Here is a 23,862-nt window from a genome sequence, read left to right on the forward strand (position 1 = left end):
TTGGAACGGTACTCCCCGGTTGACGCGGAGCTCGGCGGTAGTCGACGCGGGCATCCACGCCGCCCAGACCGGCCACATCCAGGCGGCCGCGCCCGTCCAGCACACCGCGCCCGTCGTGGTTTTGCGCGCCTCCTGATTGTCGCGACGGCGCCCCGATAGGGGTTCGCTCGGCAGCGGTGTGACTGAGGTCACGCCGCTGTTTTTATGTCTGCACTTCGCTGATTTGCCCACGGCGTCAATCGGTTAGCCAAGCAACCATGGCGCCACCGGCGACCGGCGATCCTGATTCAACATTCTTTCGGCCAATTCGAAGCCATTGTCCAGAAATGGTGGACGAGGCTGGGAATCCGATCGCTCGGTTCACAGAAACATGCCCTTGAGCAGGGCTTATACGCCCATACTCGGGAGTTTCCCACGGATGTGGATAAATTCACGAACGCTCCGAATGACGAACTACTGCCGCGCCTATGCCGTTTATCGGGGCATGACTGATACCTCGTTTTTCGCCCCCACCCAACCGTCGCGCCTCCGCGATCCTCGCGCCCCGCATATCGCGGGGACGGCGGCGGCTTTCACCGAGCACGCCTATGACCAAGACCAGGTCGCGCAAGCTCTGTCCGAGTTCACCGATCCCGCCTTCAGCCGCTTCGCGGACTCCAGCGGCGTCAAGTACCGCAATCTCGCGTTGCCCGTCGACCGCTATCCGAACCTGTCCGGCTTCACCGAGGCCAATACGGCCTATATCGACGTGGCGACCGACCTCGGCGAGCGCGCGGTCCGGCAGGCCCTGTCCGCGGCACACCGCGACCCGTCGGAGGTCGACGCGATCATCACCGTGTCCAGCACCGGTGTCGCGGTGCCCACGATCGACGCGCGCATCGCCGGCCGCCTCGGCCTGCGCCCCGATGTGAAGCGCATCCCGCTGTTCGGCCTCGGTTGCGTGGCCGGGGCCGCGGGGCTGGCGCGGGTTCACGACTATCTGCGTGGTTTCCCCAACCACGTCGCCGTGCTGCTGTCGGTCGAGTTGTGTTCGCTGACCCTGCAGCGCGACGATTTCTCGATTCCCGCGCTCATCGGGTTGTGCTTGTTCGGCGACGGTGCCGCCGCGGTGGTCGCCGTCGGGGCGGAGCGCAGCCCCGCGACACCGCAGCCGGGCCCGCGCGTCATCGACACCCGCAGCATCCTGTTCCCCGACACCGTCGGCGTCATGGGCTGGAACGTCGGCTCGGACGGGTTCCAGCTCGTGATGTCGAAGGATGTCCCCCGGATGGCCGAAGATCATCTCGCCGACGCGGTCGGCCACTTCCTCGCCGACCATGGTCTCGGTACCCAGGACATCTCGACGTGGATCTGCCATCCCGGCGGACCGAAGGTGCTCGAGGCCATCGGCTCGGCAATGCATCTGCCGCAGAACACCTTCCGGCACAGCTGGGAATCGATGAGCGAGCACGGCAACATCTCGTCGGCGTCGGTGCTCGACGTGCTGTCCCGGACGTTGAACGATCCGCCGGCGCCGGGATCGCTGGGTCTGATGCTGGCGATGGGGCCGGGCTTCAGCTTCGAACTGCTTCTGCTGAGCTGGTAGGAGAAGCCATGTACTACCTGTTCATCCTCGCCATCGGCGTGGAGCGCCTAGTCGAGTTGGTGGTCTCGCGCCGCAATGCCCGCTGGTCCTTCGCGCACGGCGGCCAGGAATTCGGCCGCGGGCACTATCCGGCGATGGTGAGTATGCATGCGCTGCTGCTGATTTCGTGCATCGTCGAGGTCGCCGTCGGGCACCGCCCGTTCATCCCATGGCTCGGGTGGCCGATGGTGGCGCTGGTCGCGGCGAGCACGGGCCTGCGGTGGTGGTGCGTCGCGACGCTGGGCAAACGGTGGAATCCGCGCCTGATCGTGATCCCGGATGCCCCGTTGGTGACCGGTGGCCCGTACCGGTGGCTGCACCACCCGAACTACACCGCGGTGGCGGTGGAGGTGGCCGCGCTGCCGCTCGTGCACTCGGCGTGGGTGACCGCGATCGTGTTCAGCCTGGCCAATGCCGCGGTGCTGACGGTCCGGATCGGTGCGGAGAACCGGGCGTTGGGCTATGCGACGTAACGCCTACTCCCCCAACAGTTTCTGACGCAACGCCGCGTCCTTCTGTAGCACCATCTCCTCCAGGGAAGCCTGGAACGCCGCCATCCGGTCCTGCAGCGCCTTGTCCGAAGCGCCGAGAATGCGCACCGCCAGCAGGCCGGCGTTGCGAGCACCGCCGATCGACACCGTCGCGACCGGCACACCGGCAGGCATCTGCACGATCGACAGCAACGAGTCCATGCCGTCGAGCCGCGCGAGCGGCACCGGCACCCCGATCACCGGCAGCGGGGTGGCCGAGGCGACCATCCCCGGCAGGTGCGCCGCGCCGCCGGCGCCGGCGATGATCACCTCGATACCGCGCCCGGCGGCCTCCTGGGCGTAGGTGAGCATCCGGCCCGGTGTCCGATGCGCGGACACGACGCCGACCTCGAAGGGAATCTCGAACTCGGCCAGCGCCTCGGCGGCCTCGGACATCACCGGCCAGTCGCTGTCACTGCCCATGATCAGCCCAACCCGGGGAGAACTCATGCGTGGGGATCCCATCCGTCGGTCCACTGTGCGTGCGACAACCAGTGTGCCGCCCGCTCGGCGCGCTCCCGCAGGGACGTCATCGTTTCGGCCGGCCCGCCGACGATGTTGACGTGCCCGATCTTGCGGCCCGGCCGTTCCTCCTTGCCGTAGAGATGCACTTTGGCATCTGGCATGCGGGCGAACAGGTGATGCACCCGTTCGTCCATCGACATCTTCGGTGTCTCGGGAGCACCGAGCACGTTGCCCATCACGGTGGGCGCCAGCGCGGAGGTGTCCCCGAGCGGGTAGTCAAGCACCGCACGCAGGTGCTGTTCGAACTGGCTGGTGCGCGCACCGTCCATCGTCCAGTGCCCCGAGTTGTGTGGGCGCATCGCCAGCTCGTTCACCAGCAGCTTCCCGTCGACGGTCTCGAACAGCTCGACGGCGAGTACGCCGACGACGCCGAGCGACGACGCGATGCGCAGCGCCAGTTCCGACGCGGCGGAACCCAGCTCCTCGGACAGGTCCGGCGCCGGGGCCAGCACGGTGACGCAGATGCCGTCGCGCTGCACGGTCTCGACCACCGGCCACACCGCACCCTGCCCGAACGGCGAGCGGGCCACCAGCGCGGCCAGCTCGCGGCGCATCGCGACCCGTTCCTCGATCATCACCGGAACACCGTCGGCGAGGTAGCGCTCCACTGCCGAGCGCACTTCGGCGGTGTCGGCCGCGATGACGACGCCGCGCCCGTCGTAGCCGCCGCGCACCGTCTTGATCACCACCGGGCCGCCGGCCTGCTCACTGAATGCGACCGCGTCCTGCACGGAGGTCACCTCGGCGAACCGCGGCACCGGCGCCCCGAGCTCGGAGAGCCGGCGGCGCATCAGCAGCTTGTCCTGCGCGTGAACCAGCGCACCGGGCGGCGGTGCGACGTTCACCCCGTCGGCGACGAGGGCCTCGAGGTGCTCGGTCGGGACATGCTCGTGGTCGAAGGTGAACGCCGTCGCGCCCTTCGCGACGCGGCGCAGCGCGTCGAGGTCGGTGTGGGATCCGAGCACCACATCCGGGGTGACCTGAGCGGCGGATTCATCGCTGCGGACGGCCAGCACGCGCAGGGTCTGACCGAGCGCAATTGCCGCCTGGGCCGTCATCCGGGCGAGTTGGCCGCCGCCGATCATTGCTACGACGGGCGGGGACGCGGGACTTCTCGACACGGCATACATGGTGTCATGGCCGGCACCACACCGGTGACCTGCGGTTACCGAGCGATGCGGCATTGCCGACGTCGGTTCCGTAAACTGGCTCCTTGTGTCCTTTGCCGATGCGACGATCCGCCGCCTGCCGCGTGCGGTCCGTCCCTACGCCGAACGGCACCATGAGCTGATCAAGTTCGCCATTGTCGGCGCCACCACGTTCGTCATCGACTCGGCGATCTTCTTCACGCTGAAGCTGACGATCCTGGAGCCCAAGCCGGTCACGGCGAAGATCATCGCGGGCATCGTCGCGGTGATCGCGTCCTACATCCTGAACCGGGAATGGAGCTTCCGCGACCGGGGCGGCCGAGAGCGCCATCACGAAGCCCTGCTGTTCTTCGGGGTCAGCGGCGTCGGCGTGCTGCTGAGCATGGCGCCGCTGTGGGTGTCCAGCTACGTCCTGATGCTGCGGGTGCCGATGGTGTCACTGGCCACCGAGAACGTCGCTGACTTCATCTCGGCGTACATCATCGGCAACCTGCTGCAGATGGCGTTCCGGTTCTGGGCGTTCCGCCGGTTCGTGTTCCCCGACGAGTTCGCCCGCAACCCGGAGAAGGCGCTGGAATCCACGCTGACCGGTGGCGGTATCGCCGAGGCGCTCGAAGACGAGTACGAGCTCAGGCACCCGCCCGCACCTGCCGACGACGTTCCACAAACCGGCAACGTGACCCCGATGCGCGTGCCCCGGCGTCGGCGCGGGCAACGGCAGAGCCGTAATTCCGACGAGCCGAGGGTGTCGAAGACCTCATAAGCCGGCGCTGCCGGACAGACGGTCTTTGCATAGCGTTATCACGTGCCGGGTCGCCATCGCCGTTCGCCAGTGCGACCGTTGGCGTTGATCGTGGGCGGAACTGTTGGTGCCCTGGTCCGCTATGCGGTGTTGCTGCTGCCGAGTCACGCTGCCGCCCGGAGGACCTCGGCCTACGCTAGGGCACACTCCGCGCAGGGGCCGACTCAGCTTGGCGACTCCTCCGAACCCAGCGTGTCGAAGACTTCGTGATACAGCAGCGAATGCACGTATTCGACGCGGGGAATGTCCTGGAACTCCAACGGATCCTGGGCCGCCGACTCAATGATCAAGGTCCCGGTGCGAAAGATCCGGTCGACGAGTCCGTGCCGGAACTCCACGCTGTTGATGCGCGCCAGCGGGATATCGATGCCGGACCGTGTGATCAGCCCGTGCCGGTACATGACGCGGCGGTCGGTGATCACGAAATGGGTGGTCCACCAGTTCAGAAACGGCCACACCGAGAGCCATCCGATGAGGATGAGCCAGATGCCGGCGATGACGCCGAACACGATGGTTTTCGCCGTCTGCTCCCAGTTCAGGGTGTTGACGTAGCCCGCCAGGAACGCTGCCGCCGCCGACGCCAGGATGAGCACTATCGCGGGGAACGTCAGCCGTCCCCAGTGCGGGTGGCGGTGCAGGACGACCTGTTCGTCCTTGGCCAACACGTTCTCCGGATAGCCCACGGCAGCACTGTACTGGGGATTAGGCGCGTCGGCGGCTTTTCCCTGTCGGCTTAGCTCCTACCGTCGCGTAGCAGCGTCCTTCGAGAGGCTCGACGCCTCAGCTTCTGAGCAACCCGGTCTCGTGGTAGCCAGGATCGGTATTGACCAGCCAAGGGTCGACATTTTCACCGAAGTATCGCCCGACGCTGCGCAGCGCACTCAGCATCGCGTGGTCCTGGTTGTCGTAGCGGTGCATACCGTTCCGGCCGATCGGGTGCAGTCCGGGCTGATTCTGCCGCAGGTAGTCACGGACCCGGACCACGTTGCGTTCCCGGCCGGATTCGTAGATCGGGTACGCGAACTGCGATCTGATGATCATCAGCTGCTCGATCGACGAGTTTCCGGCGCCGAGCACCTGCAGGTCTCTCTCGACGATCGCGCGCAGGGTCTGGTCATCGGCGCGCCACAGGTCGTCGTGGGGCACCGTGAAGTATTCGAGCCCCAGATAGGTTCCGGTGAATTCTTCGGGGGCGAGTGCCGGTGACCACCGCAGGTAGTTCTGCACCCGGCCGACGCGGCAGTCGGCGCCGGGGGTGTACACCCAGTTGAACGGGATGTCGCGGTGTTCGGATAGCGCCACGGCGACGGTGATCAGGGATCGGTGCCGCAGCGTGGCGGCGATCGCGCGAATGTGCTTGGGCGGGGCCGGTTTCAACATGTGCACCAGCAGCTGCAAGGGCATGCTGGAGAACACGGCGTCCCCTGTGGCGGTCTCCCCGTTCTGCAGTTCGATCGTCCACTGGCGTCCGTCGTGGTGGAGCCCTACCACCGGGGAGTTCAGCGACGGTGGGGCGCCGGCGTCGGCGAGGGTGGCCGCTGCGGCGTCCCAGAGTTGCCCGGGACCGAGCCGCGGATAGCGGAACACATCGTCATCGGTGTCGCCGCGCTTGCCCGCACGGCGCCAGTCGATCGGCCTGATGCGCTGGTTGGCCCAGTCGCTGGACAAATTGTTCGGGTCGGAGAGCCAGGTCTTGCGCACGTAGCCGTCGAAGAACATCCGGTACCAGTGCTTGCCGAACTCTTCGATCCCCCACTCCCGGAACGTCTGTTCCTTTTCAACGGCTCGCATGCCGCGCCGGAACCGCGACCACATCAAGTCGCCGGCGCCGCGGATACCGCTGCGAAAACCCAGGCGTGTCAACAGCTCCCGGCCGACGAGCGGGTACGGCACCAGATGGCCGTCTACGAGCATCGCCGAGCGGCGCGGCACTGCCAGCCATTCGTCGTGTGGAAGTAACTGTTTCCACACATCGAGGATCTCTTCGTGCTGGGTGAAGAAGCGATGCCCGCCGGGGTCTGCGCGCCACTGGCCGGCGGTTGGGGTGCGGGCCAGACCGCCGACGTGGTCCGAGGACTCGTAGACCCGCGGGATTACGCCCCGGTGCACGAGATCGAGCGCTGCGGTGAGTCCGGCGGGCCCGGCCCCGATGACCAGAGGGTTGCGTTGCGTAGCCATCCGCTACTGTCCGCGCCGCTGCGGGAACCGACGGTGCTCGGCGATGAGATCGTCGATGTGTTCGGGGGTCAGTTCATTGAGAGGTGTGCTTAGGAAGACCAGCTCGGCGTACTGGCTCTGCAGCGGCAGGAACCCGCTGAGCAGGGGTTCTGCGGTGGTGCGAATGACCAGGTCGAGGTCGGGGATGTCGAACGCGGCCGCGATGTCGCAGCCGTGCTGTTGTGCACGCTGGTGGGCGGCGCGCAGCTCGTCGTGGGCGTCGTAGGCGGCGAGGATGTTGATGTGAAAGTCGCCGCTGGCGGCGTGCTCGAGGGCTTCGGCCGCGTCGACGTAGCGGCGCGGGAGCAAACTCCGGTCCCCATGCAGCCGCACGGTGTATTCGTCAGCGTCGAAGCTGGCGGGGAGAACCGTGGAGAAGAAGTACACGGAGGCGTCGAATACGGCGTCTAGCTCTGCGGCGGGTCTGGCGAGGTTGGCGCGGCTGAGGTTATACACCGAAACGGTCTGCACGTGGTTACGCCGCAGCGCGAGCAGGATGGCGACGACTTTCTCCGAGCCGCGCCGGTAGGACTCCGCGAGTGTGACACCGTTTATGTCGGCCCAACGGCGCATGCCGTCAGGTATCAAGCCGACGTGAGTTGGCTTCATGCTTACCGACAACCCCCGCTAGTGTCCGCCCCGCCATAGCAAACCTAAGTGCAACGCCCGCTTCCCGTGGTCGAAATACCATAACGGCCATGACCCTGACCACGGCACGGAGGTGCATCCGGCTGGCACGACACCTATGGCGACGAAACAAGATCGCCAGGGCAAGAACCCGCGGATTACCGCCCTTCCGAACGGGGCAGTACTCGACGATGGATCTCGGTCAGCTCGCAGGAATAGGCCATGTCTCAGTAAGCGCCTGAATGGGTGAAGACAGCTTTAACTGTTTTCACCGCAATCAAAAGGTCCGAGACCATCGACCAATTTTCGACATAGAACAGATCTAGGCGGACTGAGTCCTCCCAGGATAAATCCGAGCGTCCGCTGACCTGCCACAATCCGGTGATTCCCGGGCGGACAAGCAACCTCCGCTTGGCGTAGTCGTCGTAGGTTTTCACTTCTCGCGCGAGGGGTGGTCGCGGACCAACGACACTCATATCTCGCTTAAGCACATTGATGAATTGCGGCAATTCATCAATACTGTACTTCCGCAGTAGCCGTCCGAACGGCGTTACGCGCGGATCTTCGCGAATCTTGAAAAGCACCCCGCCTTGACTCTCATTACGAGCGGCAAGATCTTTCACCATTTGATCTGCGCCATCGACCATCGTTCTGAACTTGATCATTTCGAATGGGTTGCCGTCCAACCCGATTCGCTCTGACCGATAAAACACGGGACCGCGGCTAGTAAGTTTGATGACAATCGCGATCGGGATCAGGAGTGGGAGTCCAAAAACAAGCACTGCGCTCGAAAATACGATATCAAATAATCGCTTCTGAAAGCGTTTCGCCCCGTGATACTGCGGCTTCTCCACATGAATGAGCGGCAATCCAGCCACCGGGCGCATTTGAAGACGCGGACCCGCGATGTCGACCACGCCGGGCGCAACTAACAAATCAATGTCAAGCTTCTCAAGCTCCCAGGAGAGGTCACGGATACCACGTCCATTGAGTCGCTCGGTAGCGGTGACTGCTACGGCGTGGCTGTTGGTCGCTGTCACAGCCCCGACAACGTTCGACTCGTCGCCGAAGGTCGGGATCGGACCGAAACCGGGGACGTCGATTCGAGCTCTTTGCGCAGGGCCTGGTGTACACGCACCAACTACTTCATATTCAGAACCCGCATCCCGCACAAGAGAGGTCGTCAGATCGCGTACCGCGGACGGGCTGCCGACCACTAATAACCGAGTGATGCAGCGGCCGTGCTTCTCGCGGGCGCGAATCACAGCCTTGCGGGCTAGCCATCGAAGTAGGCCCAAGAACAGTAAACCAGCAGGCAGAGCTATCATTAGATAACCCCGGGCGATCTCCAGCTTAAACAACATCGACAGGATCGCTACCCCGCCGAACACGGACAAAGTCGCAAGCCACACCCGCCGGTACTCTTCAGCACCAGATCCGATAATCCTTGTGGACCGAGAGTTATTAATCGATAAGGCGGCCATCCACAGAAGGGCGATTCCTGCCGACACGAACGCGTAGTCGAGGCTGCGGAAGGTCGACACCTCGCCCCCAAGGCCACCGAACCGCATCCACTGAGCTAGGCCAACAGCGGCGACGACTGCTACAAAATCAATCGCCACCAGACGACGCGAGTAACTACGCTGCCACGAGGGAACCTTGTTCGGGATCGGAACAATGTTTGCTGAGACGTCGAGCCGATCGTTTACCGCAGTCATACGCCCCCCATTTGTAGTCCCCCTTGCGCTGCAAACTTTATCCCAACCCATGCAGCCATCTCAATACCGAAGCAGAGTTCGCTCAGCAATGTAACAGCGCAGACACAACGTCACCGCTCACTACGTCGAGAGGCTGGCACGCCACGTCGTCGGCCAGGAGATCGGCAGGAACGCGCCGGCACCGTGCCGCTCCCGCAGGCTCACGGCGGACCCGTGGGCCTCTGGACACGGGGCGTCGTGACGCCAAGCATCAGACCGTTACGTGACGTCTACAGAAGTCCAGGACTGGAAGCAGTAGTTCAGCGATTTGCACGCCGACCGCCTCGAAAACATCGACCGACTGCCCAATTGGATCGTGGATATCGCCGCGTTCGTCGGGCGCCAGCCGTGGTCGGCGTACCGCCAAATCCGCCACGGTCTCGGCGCGATGGGCCGAGACCAAGTTGGACGCTTCACTAAGCGTAAAGGTCCTGTTCAGACGCTGCGGGACAAGCTCGAGGACGCGGTCCCTGTGCGCGGCTGTCATCGTGAGGATCAAGTCGGCGCTCACGGCAATCTTCGGCGTAAGTTGCCGCGCTTCGAACGCACGGGGGTTCCCGCCTAGCCCCATAAGTACTAGCGCAGCCTGCTCGTGCATTGGGTGTCCGACGACCGCACGAGTGCCGGCGCTGGATGCAGACAAGACGGGTAAATCCCAATGTCCGCTGTACGCCAGGGCTAAGCGCTCGGCTATCGGCGACCGACAGATGTTGCCTGTGCAAACAAACAAAAGGTGCAGAAGGTCCTCCGTGACATCGGTCTGAGCGTTTGCCCTGGCTTACACTCACCGCACCGATCAAGCTCCGGCGCAAACCGCAGGCCTGGGAAGCATACGTCCCCCACCGCAGTAGCGCTCACAGCTCGGAGCGACCGGTTGCCGATTGCGAGCCGCGCACTTGGCTATGGACGTCATATATGGTGGCGGCATGAAGCCGCTCGCTGCCGCGGAGCGCGTTGCTCGGCGCTCCATGTTCATTCGATCTGCGCATTCAATTATGAGAGGAGCCCTGGATAAGGCACGCGGGCATGGCGTCGTCAATAAAAATGGCGAAGGCGTTGTAGGCCTAATCGACGTAGGCTCAGTAGGCCCGCTCCCCCGCCCTTGGCATCAACGCTGCGAGCTTGTCAGCCACGTCCTGAAATTCGAACCACGGGATGCGAGCGATGAGAAGCCACACGTGGTCACCATTGACGCCGCTCTGTGGAGTAGTCCAGCCACGCTGCCTTTCTACGTCTATAGGGGTGCGGCGGGCCAGGGTTCGTCCCTTTACCAACAGAATGTCGAATATGTCCGCGAGAACTTCGAGACACTGCGCAATATCGGCCCCGCCCACTTCGCCGATACGTGGTTCGAGCGAGCCCATCTAGATCACATTGAAGAAATAGAGTGCACAACTCTTGATGCTGTGCTCAAGGAACGCCCGGAGACTTACCACGTACTCAAGATCGATGCCCGAGGCGCTGAACGCCAGATTCTTGAAGGTGCACGCGATTACCTGTCTAGCGGGAACTGCGTGGCCCTTCACCTTGAATTGTTCAAGCTTCCGCTTTACATCGGGATTTCGTTAAGGCCGGATGTAGAGGATTTCGTCGACAGCTTTGGGTTCAGTCTAGTGAAGGAATACCCAGCTCACGGCTCCTTTGACTCACAAAACGACTGCATTTTCCTCCGAAGAGGAGCCTCTGGCCCGGTTGCTGACGCCATCCGCGACGCTTATGGCTTGAGTTGAGCGGTAGACGATGCCCATCCGGCCCCTTCAGCATCGAGTTGCGGTTCGCACGCTCGACGGGGTCAAATACCCAACGGACAACTATTTTACGGCACACCGCACGCCCGAGGTAACTCTCTCGTCATGTGCGACGAACCGGATTTCGATGACCACACTGCGGTCGCTTGGCAATAGGGGGAATGTGAACCGTTCAGGACGAGCCACGCTCTCGTCGAGTTGGGAGACTTCAGAAGACGTAGTCTGGCACCGACCCGCCGGCAACCGGCTTTCGGGATACGGCGTTGGACTTCCGCACGTCCGATTCGATATGTGTTAACACGATGAGCAACGAACGCCAGCGTCGAATATCGGCCGTCATTCGAGCGTACAACGAAGACAAACACATAGGCCGCCTGCTCAAAGGTCTCGAACAGCAGACAGTCAAACTGGACGAGATTATTCTCGTCGATTCGGGCTCGACAGACGATACCGTCGCCATCGCACGCGCTGCCGGTTGCACTATCGTACCAATTGCGAAAGAAGAGTTTTCCTTCGGCCGTGCACTTAACCGAGGTTGCGAGGCTGCCAGTGGCGATGTCCTATTGATCCTATCTGCACACGTGTACCCTTTGTACGACACATATATCGAACAAATGGTCGGGGCGTTTGACCGCAACCGAACTGCGATTGCGTACGGACGTCAAGTTGGCGATGAACGGACAAAATTCTCGGAGTCGCGGGTGATGTTGAAATGGTTTCCCACGCAAAATATATGGGACCAGGAGCATCCTTTCAGCAACAACGCCAACGCTGCCATCTTAAGATCAACGTGGGCAGAGTCTCCCTACGATGAATCATTAACGGGGCTGGAGGACTTAGACTTCGCCAAAAAGGCAATCCAGCGGGGCCACCGGATTGCTTACATCGCCGACGCACCTGTCGTCCATGTTCATGAAGAGACTTGGAACATCACCCGGAATCGATATAGGCGGGAGGCCATCGCTTACGCGCGCATTATGGACGATTCGAAATTATCGCTTGCTAAGGCATTGGCCTTGGCGCTTTCGAACATCGTTGGAGACTATGTTGACGCCGCCAAGGCAAATCGGCTTCGCGGTAATTTGGCGAGCATACCACTGTTCAGATCAGCTCAGTTTATTGGCGCCTGGGAGGGCTTTCGACAACCCACCAACATCTCCACTCAATTATTGGAGCGCTTTTACTATCCAGCCGACCGCCAGAGCGGCGAACTGCCGCCGGCGCCAGGTCGCAAAATTTTATACTCCGACGACGTCCCGCTAATTCACGGTAGAGAGTGATGACAACAACCGTCGCCATCGTCCCGATGCGCCATAACAGCGAACGTGTTCCAGGCAAGAATTACCGGCTTTTAGCGGGACTGCCTCTGTACCACCATGTGGTCCGCACACTCATGGCAGTACCTGAAATAGACCGAGTCATCATCGATACTGATAGTGAGATCATTATTGAAGACTGCGCAAGGAGCTTTTCAGACGCACAGGTTTTGATTCGCCCGGAACACTTACGGGACGGCGCCATACCGATGAACGATGTCTTGCTCAACACCCTAGAGCAAGTTGAAGCAGACGTCGTACTCCAAACGCATTCCACAAATCCATTTTTGAAGCCCGAGACTCTCTCGTCGGCGCTTCAGCAGTTCAGCTCGCCGGACCGAGCTTTCGATTCAATGTTCAGTGTCACGCGCTTACAGGCTCGCTTGTGGGACGAAAATGCGGTACCTGTTAATCATGATCCCTCTGTTTTATTGAGGACGCAGGATCTTGCTCCCTTATTTGTCGAGAATTCTTGCTTCTTTATTTTCACGCCAACACTTCTCCGCGAACGTCATAATAGAATTGGTTACCAGCCCCGTATGTTTGAGATGTCCGCGCTCGAAGCAGTAGACATAGATATCGAAGAAGACTTCGCGTTGGCCGTTGCTATCGCTCAGCAAAGTGAAATCGAAACCCGGCGATGAATGCAAATCGAATATTGGTAACGTGTCGACAGATGCAGGTAGAACTTCCGCATCACCTGGAACGCATTACTCAGCTAGGTTACGAGGTGATTGCACCCGAATTGGGAGACCGTCAACAATTCACCGCGACGGAACTGCTCGAATTTCGTCATGGCCTTGTAGGGATAATCGCAGGAGACGATGAACTCAGCCGCGAGTTTTTTGACGGCACGCCTAATCTCAGAACAGTGATCAGGTGGGGAATCGGGATGGACTCTGTCGACCGAGAGGCCGCCGCGATGCACGGTGTAACTATACGAAACACCCCAGGTGTTTTTGGTGCGGAAGTCGCCGACTCAGCCTTTGGCTATATCTTGAATCTGGCCCGCAGCTATATCACGGTTGACGCAGCGGTTCGACGCGGAGAGTGGCCGAAAGCTGAAGGGATCACCCTGGCGAAGTCACGGCTAGGAATTATAGGCTTCGGCGCGATTGGTCAAGAAATTGCCGCACGCGGCAGGGGCTTCAGTATGGACGTTGTCGCCTTCGACCCCTACGTACCTTCACCGGCGCCACCAGGTATCACGTTATTGGATCTCGACACTCTACTAACTACGAGTAAATTCGTCGTCCTTGCGTGTCCTCTGACAGCTGATACCTACCATCTCATAGATTCACAACGGCTTGGACTGATGCGCGCTGACGCGTACCTAATAAACGTTGCCCGAGGACCCGTCGTATCTGAAGTCGACCTAATCGCAGCCCTCGAGTGCGGATTGATTTCCGGAGCAGGACTTGACGTGTTCGAAGTGGAGCCCTTACCGCTCGACAGCAGGTTACGCGAGATGCCGAATGTAGTATTGGGATCCCATAACGGGTCTAATACGAGGGAGGGCGTTAGCCGGGCTAGTCGTGCCGCGGTTGACTTCCTAATTGAGGAACTTTCGCGGTGACTCACGCCGTCATCGTGACGGGCGCCGCGGGGGGCATAGGGGCTGCGGTGTGCGAACGCCTTCGCTCCGATGGATACCGCACAATAGGACTCGACATTGATCGGGTGCGGGCGGCCGACATCCCAATCCAGATAGACCTTCGCGACCTTGATGAATTAGCAGCGCTTGCCCGTCAACTATCCGACGTGCACGACGTATCTGCGATCGTGCACAATGCAGCCGTTCAACCCATAGCTGCCACTGGTCAGACATCCACATCTGACTGGCTAGATACTTTGCGGGTTAATGTAGTGGCGGTCGACGCTCTGGTATCGGGGGCCCGTCTGAGCTTGGACGCAAATCACGGCGCAATTGTTGTCGTGAGCAGCGTCCATGCTCACGCGACTACCGGCGGAATAGGTGCGTACGCAGCCAGTAAGGCAGCGCTTGAAGGCTGGGTACGGTCGGCCGCACTGGATCTGGGACCGAACATACGCGTTAATGCGGTGTCTCCCGGGGCCATAGACACCCCCAAATTGCGTCAGGGATTCTCTCGATGGGGTCAGGAATCAGCCGAACAGCGGAGGGCGATCCTCCTCCGCCGCACCGCCCTCGCACGCATCGGAGAACCCAGCGAGGTAGCTGCTGCCATCTCATTCCTACTGAATCAAGAGGCTAGCTTCATTACAGGTAGTGTCCTATTGGTCGATGGCGGCGCTTCTGCTCGGCTGGGCACGGAATGAGGCACGTCGTTCGACAAGGAGTCGCCGTACTGGTTTCACCACCGGTCGGTGTGCGACGCGCGCGGTGGGTATCGCAACAATCCTACAAGCTGGGATTTAGCTAGTGCCGTTTGGGAAGCAAGGTCGCGCCGCCGCCGTCTACATCGTACTTGCAGGTTTACAGCGGGGAATGCCGCTGATCATTCTGCCTTTCGTCTCACAAGTCATGGAGCCGGCTGAATTCGGGGCGGCGTCGATGCTGACAGCCTCTGCATTGTTGCTAGTGACGATTGTGGCGGCTCCTTTAGACTCGCTCGTATTTCGCGTAGCCGCGAGGGGGGATGAGGACGGGCCGGCTCTCCTTCGGGCCGCAGGATTGTATTGCTATGTCGTAATGCCATGCATTGGCGCACTCGTGGCCGCTATCTTCGCCGTATGCGTTCCATCGCTACTCGGCGTGAGCGGCTACATTTGGGGTCTCGAATTGCTCGCCATCGGTTTTCAGCCCGCGATGGCATATTTTGCACTCCCCGTAGTACAGGCGAGACAGGAACTCGCAAAGTTCACGGCTATGGCCTCGATTGCGATCATTCTAATGGCCGCCACCAAGCTCGGTTTGCTTCTGATTTGGCAGCTTGGAGTGCTTGGGTGGGTCATCTCTGATTTAATTACGGCTGCGCTATCGGCGGTAGCGGCAACGTTATTGGTGCGTTTACCGCGCACAAAAGTTACCCGTGATCACTTGCGATCTGTGTGGAGTTTCGCAGCGCCGCTTATCCCCCACAAGGCGTCGCTTTGGGCAATGGCATCGATGAGCCGACCGGCGATGGCCTTGGTCGCGTCGCTGACGCAAGTTGGCTTACTTTCGCTCGGCTGGAGCGTTGCGTCAGTCGCAAACCTCATTCTCTCCGAGATCAACCGAGCTGCTCTCCCCCGCTATTCCCGCGAAACCTTCCCCGCCCCGACCCAGCAGACCCTTAGTGTCGTACGGCTCCAGGTCATTCTGGCCTTCGCAATTCCAACCCTGGTAGGCTCAACACTCGCGATAGCCGGCCAATGGGTGTTTGCCGAATCGTATTGGCCCGCCTTCAGCGTTGCGGGCGTACTGCTCATCGGGCAAGCAGCGTATGGTCTGTATCTTATCCCCACCAATTATCAAGTGCAGACTGCCGGCATGACTAAGCCAGTCGCATTCGCATCGAGTGCCGGCGCGTCGTTGATGCTAGTCCTGCTACTGACTTTGGGACACGCACATGGAGCACTAGGCGGCGCCTACGCCGTCGCGGCAGGCATCTTACTCATGCTACTGATATCCGCTTGCCTCACTCGCGTTCTTCGTCTGCACATTGCGGTGCGCACATGGGCGGGAATGTGGCCTGAGGTCGCCCTTGCGGCGAGTGGTCTTACCTGCAGCGTATGGGCGTTGATGTGGCCCGTGGGATCAATGCCCAGCAAGATCGTAGGCATCCTGTGCCTAGCTCCTACGATCTGCGCAGTTCTTGTCTCATATCGCCGAGCAGGCGTTCGGCATAAGCTACGTAAGTGTTGACGCACGACACGACGGTCCGGCGGTCTCGGTCCGTGGGGAGGGGTTCAAAGTGACCGAAAGCGGTGGGCAAGAGATCGCAATCGACGATCAGTGGCGAAGATTTGATTGGAAGCGTCGCGCGGTTCTCCGCTTGATGGGCGAGTCCAATGCCCGGCGGTTGGCGCACCCCTTAACACTCGCACGAGCGCGATTATCAACGACTCTGACGCCGTCAGGGCGCGCCAATCGAAACTACATCCGCAGTTTTAGGGGAATTCACGCAGGCGAAAGATGCGTCATCATTGGTAACGGACCTAGCCTTCGCCGAACCAATATGGATTTGCTTCGGACCGAACACACCTTCGGCCTCAACCGGATCTATTTGATGTTCGAAGAAATAGGCTTCGAAACTACATATCATGTAGTTATAAACCGCTTTGTAGTCGAACAATGCGCGGCCGACTTTAAGCGAATCAGCTCCCCGCTTTTCACCACGGACAAAAACCATGACTTGCTCGCAGGCGCGGACGGCACCGCTTATCTCAATACTGTTGTTGGCCCGTGGTTTTCCCCGGACGCTAGCGTAGGAGTATGCGAGGGATATACGGTAACCTACGTCGCAATGCAGCTCGCGTATTTTATGGGGTTTTCAGAAGTGCTGCTTGTCGGCGTTGACCACAGATTTGCCGCGCAGGGAAAAGCAAATCAGCTCGTCGAGTCGACAGGCGAGGATAAAAGCCATTTCGACCCGCGCTATTTCGACAAGGGCTTTAAATGGCAATTACCGGATCTCTTGAATTCTGAGCTCGCCTACCGCGACGCGCGTTCCGCATTCGAAAGCGCGGGCAGACGGATAGTTGATTGCACCGTCGATGGCGCCCTGGAGGTCTTCGAAAAAATGCCACTCGAACAGGCGCTGCGCTCATGACAATGACGCGTCGAGGGCACATGTCCAAGCCCTGGTCACCGGCTGCTCCCGGCCACGCGAGCATTGATCGTCAATCCGAGGCGCACCAGCCGATATACAGCATCCCGAGCCAGGCGGAACCTCGAAGCGCAAAACCGGATTGGATTCTACTTCTGCTGCCCTCGGCGCTCTCGATAAAGAACTTTTATGCAGGTGCGACGGAGACCGGCGGACTACTCATCATGGCTGCCTTCGCCGGCATAAACGGAGTATTACTATTGGCGGCTTTCCTACGTACGAGTGACGCTCGCTACCACAATCGGTGGGGTCCGCTACTCGTGATGTTCGCTTCTATGGCGATCGTGCTGTCAAGGCCGTCGGGTATCAATAACTTATTGGTGTTTCTACTTGTAGGGGCCCTCGCGTTCCAGCTCACTAGGACTGTAGACGCGCGCAGGATAATTTCGTCCCTTGTTGACGGCCTTGGTTTCTACGCCTTGCTCAATGTAGTTAGCTATATGCTTGGATTGCGGTCGCCGACAGAAGCCGAGGGGTGGCGTCTCTATCTGATGGCCGATGGAGCCAGTAGGATAATTTTCCCGCTCGATCAAAGGCTGAATTTACCACCAGTGCTTGCCGCTATGTACATAGCAGCATTGATCTTTCTAATCCGAGAACCCGGACGAGCGCGAAAAATATTCCGCTGCATCTACTTAATCGCCGCCGTCGCGATTCTTGTAGGGTCGGGCACGCGAGTACCAGCGGTCTTAGCCCTTGCCCTGCCTATCATGGCATTACTGATACCGGCATTTTCTCGTTGGGTGCCAGTAGTTGCTGTCGCGTTCGCGTCGGTATCGGCAGCTATCTTACCAACGATAGTCGCTGCAATAGGCTTCCTCCTGAATCCCTTGGTGTCTGCAGTTTCGGGTCGTCGAGATTCGTACGAATCACTTGGAGCGCTCAATGGCCGGGACTACGTTTGGCAAAAGGCGATCTCCTACTGGCAGTCCGAAGTTACTGATCTTCTGCATACGCTGTTCGGCTTCGGCTTATACGGCCACTACTCGTCGGGTGTTTCGCTTACCTATTACAAGCTGCTATCTCATGCCATAGTGCGCGACCCAGAAAAGACCATCACCGTGCACAACTCATTTCTTCAGCAGCTTTACGACGGAGGTATTGCCGGCTGGGTGCTACTCACGGTCGCACTTGCTTGGACGGCCGTCCGATTATCGTCACACTTTCGCGATTGGGGCAATTACGCTGCAGCCGCAGGCATGGCATTCACCGTCGTTATCCTGTGCTCAATGACAGAAGTGCTCTTGCATGGGACCGTGATTACGTCTTTTGTCCTGCTAGTGATCGTTGCAGCAGCCTGTCAGGCTAGACCTCAAGTTATGGCGAATGCAAATTCACGCCGGCGACCGCTATTCGAGACCAGGAACAGTGCAGAAAGCACAACAGACGGCAACCGACCTAGGTAGTTGCGCACTGCCTTTTCATTGCGTCGGTGATCGGATTGGTTAATCCGCCACTAGGGAGCTAACCCTCTTTGGCACTATCGATGCCCGAACCTCTGTACACAGATAGCTGCGTCAGATTCATCGCGGAAACACAGTACGTTGCCCCAGCACTGCGCTATGTCTGACGGCGGCTCGCGGAAGAGACCTCGCCACCGATGCCGCGAGCCGTACTCAACAATGGGTTCCCACACCGAATACAGGAGACTGTAGCCATGCCCCGCCATAAAGGCTGAGCTGTCCCGCAGTGTATAGCCTAACGGCTGCGTCTTGCGATCCTCAAACTCATACAAAACAAACCTGGGTGCATATGACCAGTCAAACCCTTTCAGGGCGAAAAAATCGAATCCTTCGATATCCACTTTTAGGAAGTCGACTTGGCTGATCCCCCTGGATGGGAGATCTTCGGAAAGGCAAACTACATCAACAACCGCCGTCGGCTCATGCGATTCATGAAAGGCAGCTAACGTGCTGATGCCCGACGAGAGTGGTGAGGTATATAAGGAACGTGAACTTGATCCCTGATCGGAAACGGCCGCGCTAGATAACTGGACCCGCGAATTCACGCCGATACGTCGTTGAAACTCGTGCCGATTAACCGGATCTGGCTCATACGCAACGACTGACCAGCCTTTGTTGACGAATAATTCGGTTACGGCACCGTGATGTGCGCCGACATCTACCAGTATCCTGTCGAGGGTATCGCCATTTGCTAAAGCCGCCACAATTTCGGTTTCATCCACGTAATCCCGCATCACCGACCGTTTGACAGCCCGCAACCGACTGGCTAGTGGGCGCGGAAGACGGGAAACCAAAGCCGAGCGAAGCGAGGACACAGTCCGACTTTACACCGTTCTATTGGAAGTAGTGCGAGTCAACCCGAGCCCCAGTGTTCCGCACTTCTCTGGCGGTCTTTTGCATGGGAGTCACTAAAGTTGACATCATGGCACGCGCAGAACAGCTGACCGCTCCTTGTTCCTACCACGGAGAGGGCCCCTTTTGGGACAACTATTCAGCACGGCTGATGTGCGTAGACGTCCTCGCTAGCGCTGTTATCTCCATCGATGAGCATGGGCGCACCGAGCGACATCAAGTGCCGAGCCGAGCCGCCACGCTAATCAGGCGACGGCGATCGGGTGGGTTCGTGATTGGTACCGACCACGGGATCCTCCTTGCCGACTCGGAGCTGTCTGCATTCACTCCGTTCGCAGACATCGTTTGCGATCCCAGCGTGCGAACAAATGATGGTGGCTGCGACCCGTTGGGCGCCCTCGTGATTGGGACCATGGCCTATGACGAGACACCGGGTCGTGGTGCTGTCTATCGAGTGACAGCCGATACGCGCTCAACGGTAATTCTCGCGCCGGTATCAATATCTAACGGTGTTCAATGGTCGGCTGACGGTAGAAGAGCTTTCTATATCGATTCGCCGACACAACGTGTTGATGTATTCGACGTGGATTCTAAGACTGGTGAATGGTCGAATCGCCGAACACACATCGATCTGGGGAACGTCGAGGGGATCCCGGACGGGATGACAATCGACTGCGACGACGGGCTATGGGTGGCATTTTGGGGTGGCGGCGCCGTCCTTCATTTCGATGAGATGGGACTCTTGAATGAGAGAATCGAGGTTCCAGGTGCTTCACAGGTAAGTTCCTGCACATTCGGAGGCCGAGATTTGAGCACCCTCTTCATTACCACTTCGCGGCAAGGACTGCCTAGTTCAGTCGAGCCTGAAGCGGGCGCTGTTTTTTCTATCTCGACAGCAACACGGGGCGCCGTACAGGCAGAATTTGCAGGCTGACGGGGTTTCAAATAGGCAGCTGCATCAAACCGGACATCTACGTTCTTGGATCGCGAGTAGAGCGCATGCGATTGGGCTACCGTTTGCAGATAAATACCATGTTTAACGGTTGTAGTCGATCCGGGAGATGCTTGTGTATCCAGTTGGTAAGTCGGTACAGGATGACGTTGCCGAAGTAATAAGCCGGCTCACCAGCAATGTACGAAACGTAGATATCGGCTTGGGCGCCGAAGGCTGCGTTTAAAGCGCGCGGTGTATTGAGCAGATACGTCGTTGGAAATACATCGACCGATTTACGGTTTGGCTGTATTGCCCGCAACCATTTGACATGCAAACGATTTGGTACAGATCGCCCCGCCAATGCGATATAGCCATATTTATTGGGAGTGAGCGCCGCAATTATGCCGCCCGGCTTCACAACGCGCAATAATTCCGCTGCAATGTAGTCAGGATCATCAATATGCTCGAACACAAATCGAGATACCACAATATCGAAGCTATTATCCGCGTAGGGAAGTGGGTCTCCTTTTCTCATGACAGCCGCATGGTCCAAGTACGGGTTGCTCAGTACTGCCGCATCTAGATCTACCCCTTCTACATGCGCACACCGACCTTGCAGATTAAAGAGGTTCCGTCGAAACTTTACCTGCTCGTCTACGATATGCTCACCTCTGCCAGCGCCAAAATCGAGCACTCGATCCTCTGGCCGCAAGATTGCATTTATTTGTGTATAGAATGCAACGCCCGAGTCTACGTGGCTGACACCCCCGATATTGGCTTCCGGGAAGAACCGTCGGCGGAGCGTTAGCGCGTCTCCGGTGGAACGACTAATTTCGAACTCCAATCCTTTGTCCGTCAGAAGTTTGGCTAGAAGCGGTTAGGAGGCGTACTTGGTCATTTGCTCTGCAGATTTCCCCGTAAACTACGCGACATCCCCGGTCGGCGATCTTATCAATTTTGCATCGTTCACGCGACTCAACACATTATGCATTCGGCTGCGCGGTAACTCAGCCCAGTCGGGGGCTTGGTTCCGATAAGTGAAGACGTCTCGTGCCATTACTTGGGCGTCTAGGCCGATAGACAACGGAAGTCGCTCATGGTCTGGACGATACGCTGCCGCCGCACAGGGGACTGTCCCCAGTTTTGGTTGACTCCTGACCTGTGAGGATTCGTCCTTACTGGAAGCATCAATCTCGTGCTGACGCCGGTTCCCGCCGAGTTCCGAACCGATGTCGTCGCTGGCTCGAGGTCGCTGACCGTGAGATGGCCGCGGCCAATCGGCCTCACCCGCTACCGACGACATGGCCGCTCAGTTGCGAGAGGCGCACAAGCGAATCAAACTCCTCGCACAGGGGGCCGAGGTGATGCGGCGTGCGGTCGGAAATCTGTCCGGGACACCAACCCAAAATGATGCACCCGCTGATCCTCGACCTCGCTGCTGACGGCGTGCCCGTCACGGTGACCTCCCAGGGCCTGGGTTTCTCCACCCAGGCGTTCTACAAATGGCACAAAGCGCCGGTGTCTCAGCGTGATTGGGACGATGCCCACCTCATCAACGCAGCCCGCGGCATCCACGCTGACGACCCCGCCGCCACCGGCTCATTGCCGACGAACTTCCCGGGCGCGGATCACCGCAGGCGAGAACCGTGTCGCACGGCTGTGCCCCAGGAGTGGATCTGGCCAATCTTCGCCGGAAGGCGCGGCCTGAACCGCCGATCCGGACCACCGGTGCATGACGATCTCGTCAAGCGTCGGTTCAGCGCCTAGGCCCCCGACCAGGTCTGGCTTGCCGACATCACCGTGCACCGCACCCGAAGGCAAGCTCTACCTCTGCGCCATCAAAGGCGTCTACTCCAACTCCGATCGTGGGCTACTCCATCGACTCCCAGATGAAGTCCACCTTGGCCCCGGCTACCCTGGATCACGCCGTGCCGCCGCGCTCACCGGTGGCGACAATTGTCCACTCCGACAAGGGAGGTCGGTTTCGATCACAAAGTTCGCCCAGGCACTGTCGCGCAAACGGCTTACACGGATCGACGGGCCGCGTCGGTGCATTCGGAGACAATCCCGCCATGGAGTCGTTCTTCGCCCTGCTGCAACGCAACGTCCTCGACCGGCAACGCTGGACACCTCGAGCCGAACTCCGCCTGGCAATCGTGACCTGGGATGGAGCGGACCTACCACCGACGCCGGCCCCAACGCGCGCTTGGCAGGCTCACCCCGACAGAATTCGAACTGCAACCAACGCCCCGAACCGGCACGTGGACCCCCACGGCCACGCGAGAACTGGGCCCGACCTACAGCCAGCTAGCGCACAGTCCGTCAACTGTGTCCGTCCGGGTGAGGGACGGGAGCGGTTCGCTCCCCATCAACTCGTGCCCACACAGTCTCGAAGTGGAACAGTTCTCCAGCTGGCGCCTTTCCCTTTTTGAACTGGCCCCAGACCCCGCGATCGCCAACGAGACCAGCTGCACGTGGCGCCTCAACGGTTTCGAAGGTGTTAGCGACGCGAACGTCTACGAACCGTCCCCTGACCTCCAACTCGAAGACGTAGCTGCGGTCGAGTTCCAAGGGCGGGATTATCTCTCGCTTTGCCTCGTACTTGAGTTGGCCGTCCAGACCGCGGACAGCCAAATTCCATGTGCGACGGTTGGCCGCGAAGTGCACTACATTCACGACAATGCGGTCGTTGGGCGTCAGCATGAGAAGCAGCGCACTTTCGGCCCCATGGCGAGTTTTCGTGAACCGTCCCCATGCTCCAATGGCTCGGACTCTTCCCGCGAATTGGCGTGCGGCGTAAACACTGCGGTCTCCTGCATATGTGAACGCACTGTTACGAAGGAATCCGTCCTCTGCCGGCGGCGGCGTGTGTTGGCGACTATCCATCACTCCGCGGAGATCCCATCCATCGCCGATCCATAAGGCGCTATCAGGCCTATCGAACTCGTCGATAAATGATCCCCGAGGATCAGCCAGCAGTGCGGGCTTCGCTGCGGGCCGAGACGAACTCGCAGGAGTCACGTACTTCGATTCGTATTCCGGAGGCTCCTGACTACACGCCGATAGCAGCGAAACAGCAATAGCGACAACAACTCCGCGGCGAATCATGACGAGGAGTGTATTGTTCACCCGCCCCCACACTTGGGAACGTGGACTTGGTGCGCGAGTCGCAACGAGTCCCGTCGGATTCTTGTGCAGGGGAAACCAGCGAGATGCCTCACTCCTGCCGGTTTCGATCGCTGCGTTCAACGTCAATTAGGTTGCTGGACAATAGATCTATATAGACGCAATCCTGTGTTGCAACTACCTAGTCGCGGTGTCGCGACATCAACTGACATTCAGCCGGCCTGCCAGCAGCACGAAGTGCCGTATCCCCTGACCGGCATGCCTCCCAGTCGTCGTCGACGGGGTACCACAATCAACCACCTGATTTCGGAGCCAGCATTGAGCCAGGCTGGAGATCCACTCACAGAAGCTTTGGATGGTGCGGCGCCCCACTAGCAATGACGTCAACGATCCGTCGATCACG

22 protein-coding genes and 1 pseudogene are annotated in these 23,862 nt (G+C 59.8%); 13 read left to right on the forward strand and 10 right to left on the reverse strand.

From position 1 onward, the window contains the following. Positions 1-484 precede the first annotated feature (484 nt). Positions 485-1,585 carry a type III polyketide synthase gene (locus NTM_RS28040; RefSeq protein ID WP_163769252.1) on the forward strand — a complete coding sequence of 367 codons (1,101 nt, stop codon included), beginning with the start codon at positions 485-487 and terminating at the stop codon, positions 1,583-1,585. 8 nt (positions 1,586-1,593) lie between these two features. Further along, on the forward strand, positions 1,594-2,097 hold the full coding sequence (locus tag NTM_RS28045; RefSeq protein WP_163769253.1) for an isoprenylcysteine carboxyl methyltransferase family protein: 504 nt from the start codon (positions 1,594-1,596) through the stop codon (positions 2,095-2,097). A 3-nt stretch (positions 2,098-2,100) separates the two neighbouring features. Here NTM_RS28045 and purE read toward each other — a convergent pair whose 3' ends face one another. Continuing rightward, the gene (gene purE / locus NTM_RS28050; RefSeq protein ID WP_163769254.1) at positions 2,101-2,604 is read right to left on the reverse strand and encodes a 5-(carboxyamino)imidazole ribonucleotide mutase; all 504 of its coding nucleotides are present in this window, start codon (positions 2,602-2,604) and stop codon (positions 2,101-2,103) included. Next, on the reverse strand, positions 2,601-3,809 hold the full coding sequence (locus NTM_RS28055) for a 5-(carboxyamino)imidazole ribonucleotide synthase (RefSeq protein ID WP_163769255.1): 1,209 nt from the start codon (positions 3,807-3,809) through the stop codon (positions 2,601-2,603). The genes purE and NTM_RS28055 overlap by 4 nt, the downstream gene beginning before the upstream one ends. An 85-nt stretch (positions 3,810-3,894) precedes the next feature. On the opposite strand from NTM_RS28055, the gene NTM_RS28060 reads away from it, so the two are divergent. Then, a complete protein-coding gene (locus tag NTM_RS28060; protein WP_163769256.1) occupies positions 3,895-4,590 on the forward strand; it encodes a GtrA family protein in 696 nt (231 codons plus the stop codon). A gap of 203 nt (positions 4,591-4,793) precedes the next feature. Here the strand turns inward: NTM_RS28060 and NTM_RS28065 are convergent, their stop codons facing one another. From NTM_RS28065 to NTM_RS28085, 5 genes are all read right to left on the reverse strand, one after another. Continuing rightward, a complete protein-coding gene (locus NTM_RS28065) occupies positions 4,794-5,312 on the reverse strand; it encodes a PH domain-containing protein (protein ID WP_163769257.1) in 519 nt (172 codons plus the stop codon). Positions 5,313-5,409: 97 nt separating this feature from the next. Further along, positions 5,410-6,807 (reverse strand): NAD(P)/FAD-dependent oxidoreductase, encoded by a 1,398-nt coding sequence (locus NTM_RS28070; RefSeq protein WP_163769258.1) that lies wholly within the window; start codon positions 6,805-6,807, stop codon positions 5,410-5,412. Between the two features lie 3 nt (positions 6,808-6,810). Continuing rightward, a complete protein-coding gene (locus NTM_RS28075; RefSeq protein WP_163769259.1) occupies positions 6,811-7,455 on the reverse strand; it encodes an undecaprenyl diphosphate synthase family protein in 645 nt (214 codons plus the stop codon). 245 nt (positions 7,456-7,700) lie between these two features. Beyond that, positions 7,701-9,191, reverse strand: coding sequence for a sugar transferase (locus NTM_RS28080; protein WP_163769260.1), 1,491 nt, complete (start codon positions 9,189-9,191; stop codon positions 7,701-7,703). Positions 9,192-9,441: 250 nt separating this feature from the next. Then, on the reverse strand, positions 9,442-9,960 hold the full coding sequence (locus NTM_RS28085) for an arsenate reductase/protein-tyrosine-phosphatase family protein (protein ID WP_337781404.1): 519 nt from the start codon (positions 9,958-9,960) through the stop codon (positions 9,442-9,444). A gap of 196 nt (positions 9,961-10,156) precedes the next feature. Between NTM_RS28085 and NTM_RS28090 the strand changes: the two genes are divergently transcribed. From NTM_RS28090 to NTM_RS28125, 8 genes are all read left to right on the forward strand, one after another. Next, entirely contained in the window at positions 10,157-10,960 is an 804-nt protein-coding gene (locus NTM_RS28090; RefSeq protein WP_232079868.1) for an FkbM family methyltransferase, read from the forward strand. Between the two features lie 320 nt (positions 10,961-11,280). Further along, positions 11,281-12,258, forward strand: coding sequence for a glycosyltransferase family 2 protein (locus NTM_RS28095; RefSeq protein ID WP_163769261.1), 978 nt, complete (start codon positions 11,281-11,283; stop codon positions 12,256-12,258). Beyond that, on the forward strand, positions 12,258-12,938 hold the full coding sequence (locus tag NTM_RS28100; RefSeq protein WP_163769262.1) for an acylneuraminate cytidylyltransferase family protein: 681 nt from the start codon (positions 12,258-12,260) through the stop codon (positions 12,936-12,938). The genes NTM_RS28095 and NTM_RS28100 overlap by 1 nt, the downstream gene beginning before the upstream one ends. A 32-nt stretch (positions 12,939-12,970) precedes the next feature. Continuing rightward, a complete protein-coding gene (locus tag NTM_RS28105) occupies positions 12,971-13,870 on the forward strand; it encodes a phosphoglycerate dehydrogenase (protein WP_232079869.1) in 900 nt (299 codons plus the stop codon). A gap of 14 nt (positions 13,871-13,884) precedes the next feature. Beyond that, the gene (locus NTM_RS28110) at positions 13,885-14,592 is read left to right on the forward strand and encodes an SDR family NAD(P)-dependent oxidoreductase (protein ID WP_272955252.1); all 708 of its coding nucleotides are present in this window, start codon (positions 13,885-13,887) and stop codon (positions 14,590-14,592) included. Between the two features lie 103 nt (positions 14,593-14,695). Next, positions 14,696-16,120 carry a lipopolysaccharide biosynthesis protein gene (locus tag NTM_RS28115; RefSeq protein WP_163769265.1) on the forward strand — a complete coding sequence of 475 codons (1,425 nt, stop codon included), beginning with the start codon at positions 14,696-14,698 and terminating at the stop codon, positions 16,118-16,120. A 49-nt stretch (positions 16,121-16,169) separates the two neighbouring features. Then, positions 16,170-17,027, forward strand: coding sequence for a 6-hydroxymethylpterin diphosphokinase MptE-like protein (locus NTM_RS28120; RefSeq protein WP_232079870.1), 858 nt, complete (start codon positions 16,170-16,172; stop codon positions 17,025-17,027). Between the two features lie 332 nt (positions 17,028-17,359). Further along, positions 17,360-18,490: an O-antigen ligase family protein gene (locus tag NTM_RS28125; RefSeq protein ID WP_163769266.1), complete on the forward strand. Its 1,131-nt coding sequence runs from the start codon at positions 17,360-17,362 to the stop codon at positions 18,488-18,490. Positions 18,491-18,564: 74 nt separating this feature from the next. Here the strand turns inward: NTM_RS28125 and NTM_RS28130 are convergent, their stop codons facing one another. Continuing rightward, positions 18,565-19,269 (reverse strand): FkbM family methyltransferase, encoded by a 705-nt coding sequence (locus NTM_RS28130; RefSeq protein WP_163769267.1) that lies wholly within the window; start codon positions 19,267-19,269, stop codon positions 18,565-18,567. Positions 19,270-19,469: 200 nt separating this feature from the next. Between NTM_RS28130 and NTM_RS28135 the strand changes: the two genes are divergently transcribed. Further along, a complete protein-coding gene (locus NTM_RS28135; protein ID WP_163769268.1) occupies positions 19,470-20,333 on the forward strand; it encodes an SMP-30/gluconolactonase/LRE family protein in 864 nt (287 codons plus the stop codon). A 76-nt stretch (positions 20,334-20,409) separates the two neighbouring features. On the opposite strand, the gene NTM_RS28140 is transcribed toward NTM_RS28135, so the two are convergent. Next, on the reverse strand, positions 20,410-21,177 hold the full coding sequence (locus NTM_RS28140; protein WP_232079871.1) for a class I SAM-dependent methyltransferase: 768 nt from the start codon (positions 21,175-21,177) through the stop codon (positions 20,410-20,412). A 392-nt stretch (positions 21,178-21,569) separates the two neighbouring features. On the opposite strand from NTM_RS28140, the pseudogene NTM_RS28145 reads away from it, so the two are divergent. Further along, a pseudogene (locus NTM_RS28145) lies at positions 21,570-22,583 on the forward strand (IS3 family transposase); the annotation flags it as partial. 72 nt (positions 22,584-22,655) lie between these two features. Here NTM_RS28145 and NTM_RS28150 read toward each other — a convergent pair. Continuing rightward, on the reverse strand, positions 22,656-23,036 hold the full coding sequence (locus NTM_RS28150; RefSeq protein WP_163764967.1) for a hypothetical protein: 381 nt from the start codon (positions 23,034-23,036) through the stop codon (positions 22,656-22,658). Between the last annotated feature and the right edge of the window lie 826 nt (positions 23,037-23,862).

The sequence above is a fragment of the Mycolicibacterium parafortuitum genome, assembly GCF_010725485.1.
Lineage (GTDB): Bacteria > Actinomycetota > Actinomycetes > Mycobacteriales > Mycobacteriaceae > Mycobacterium.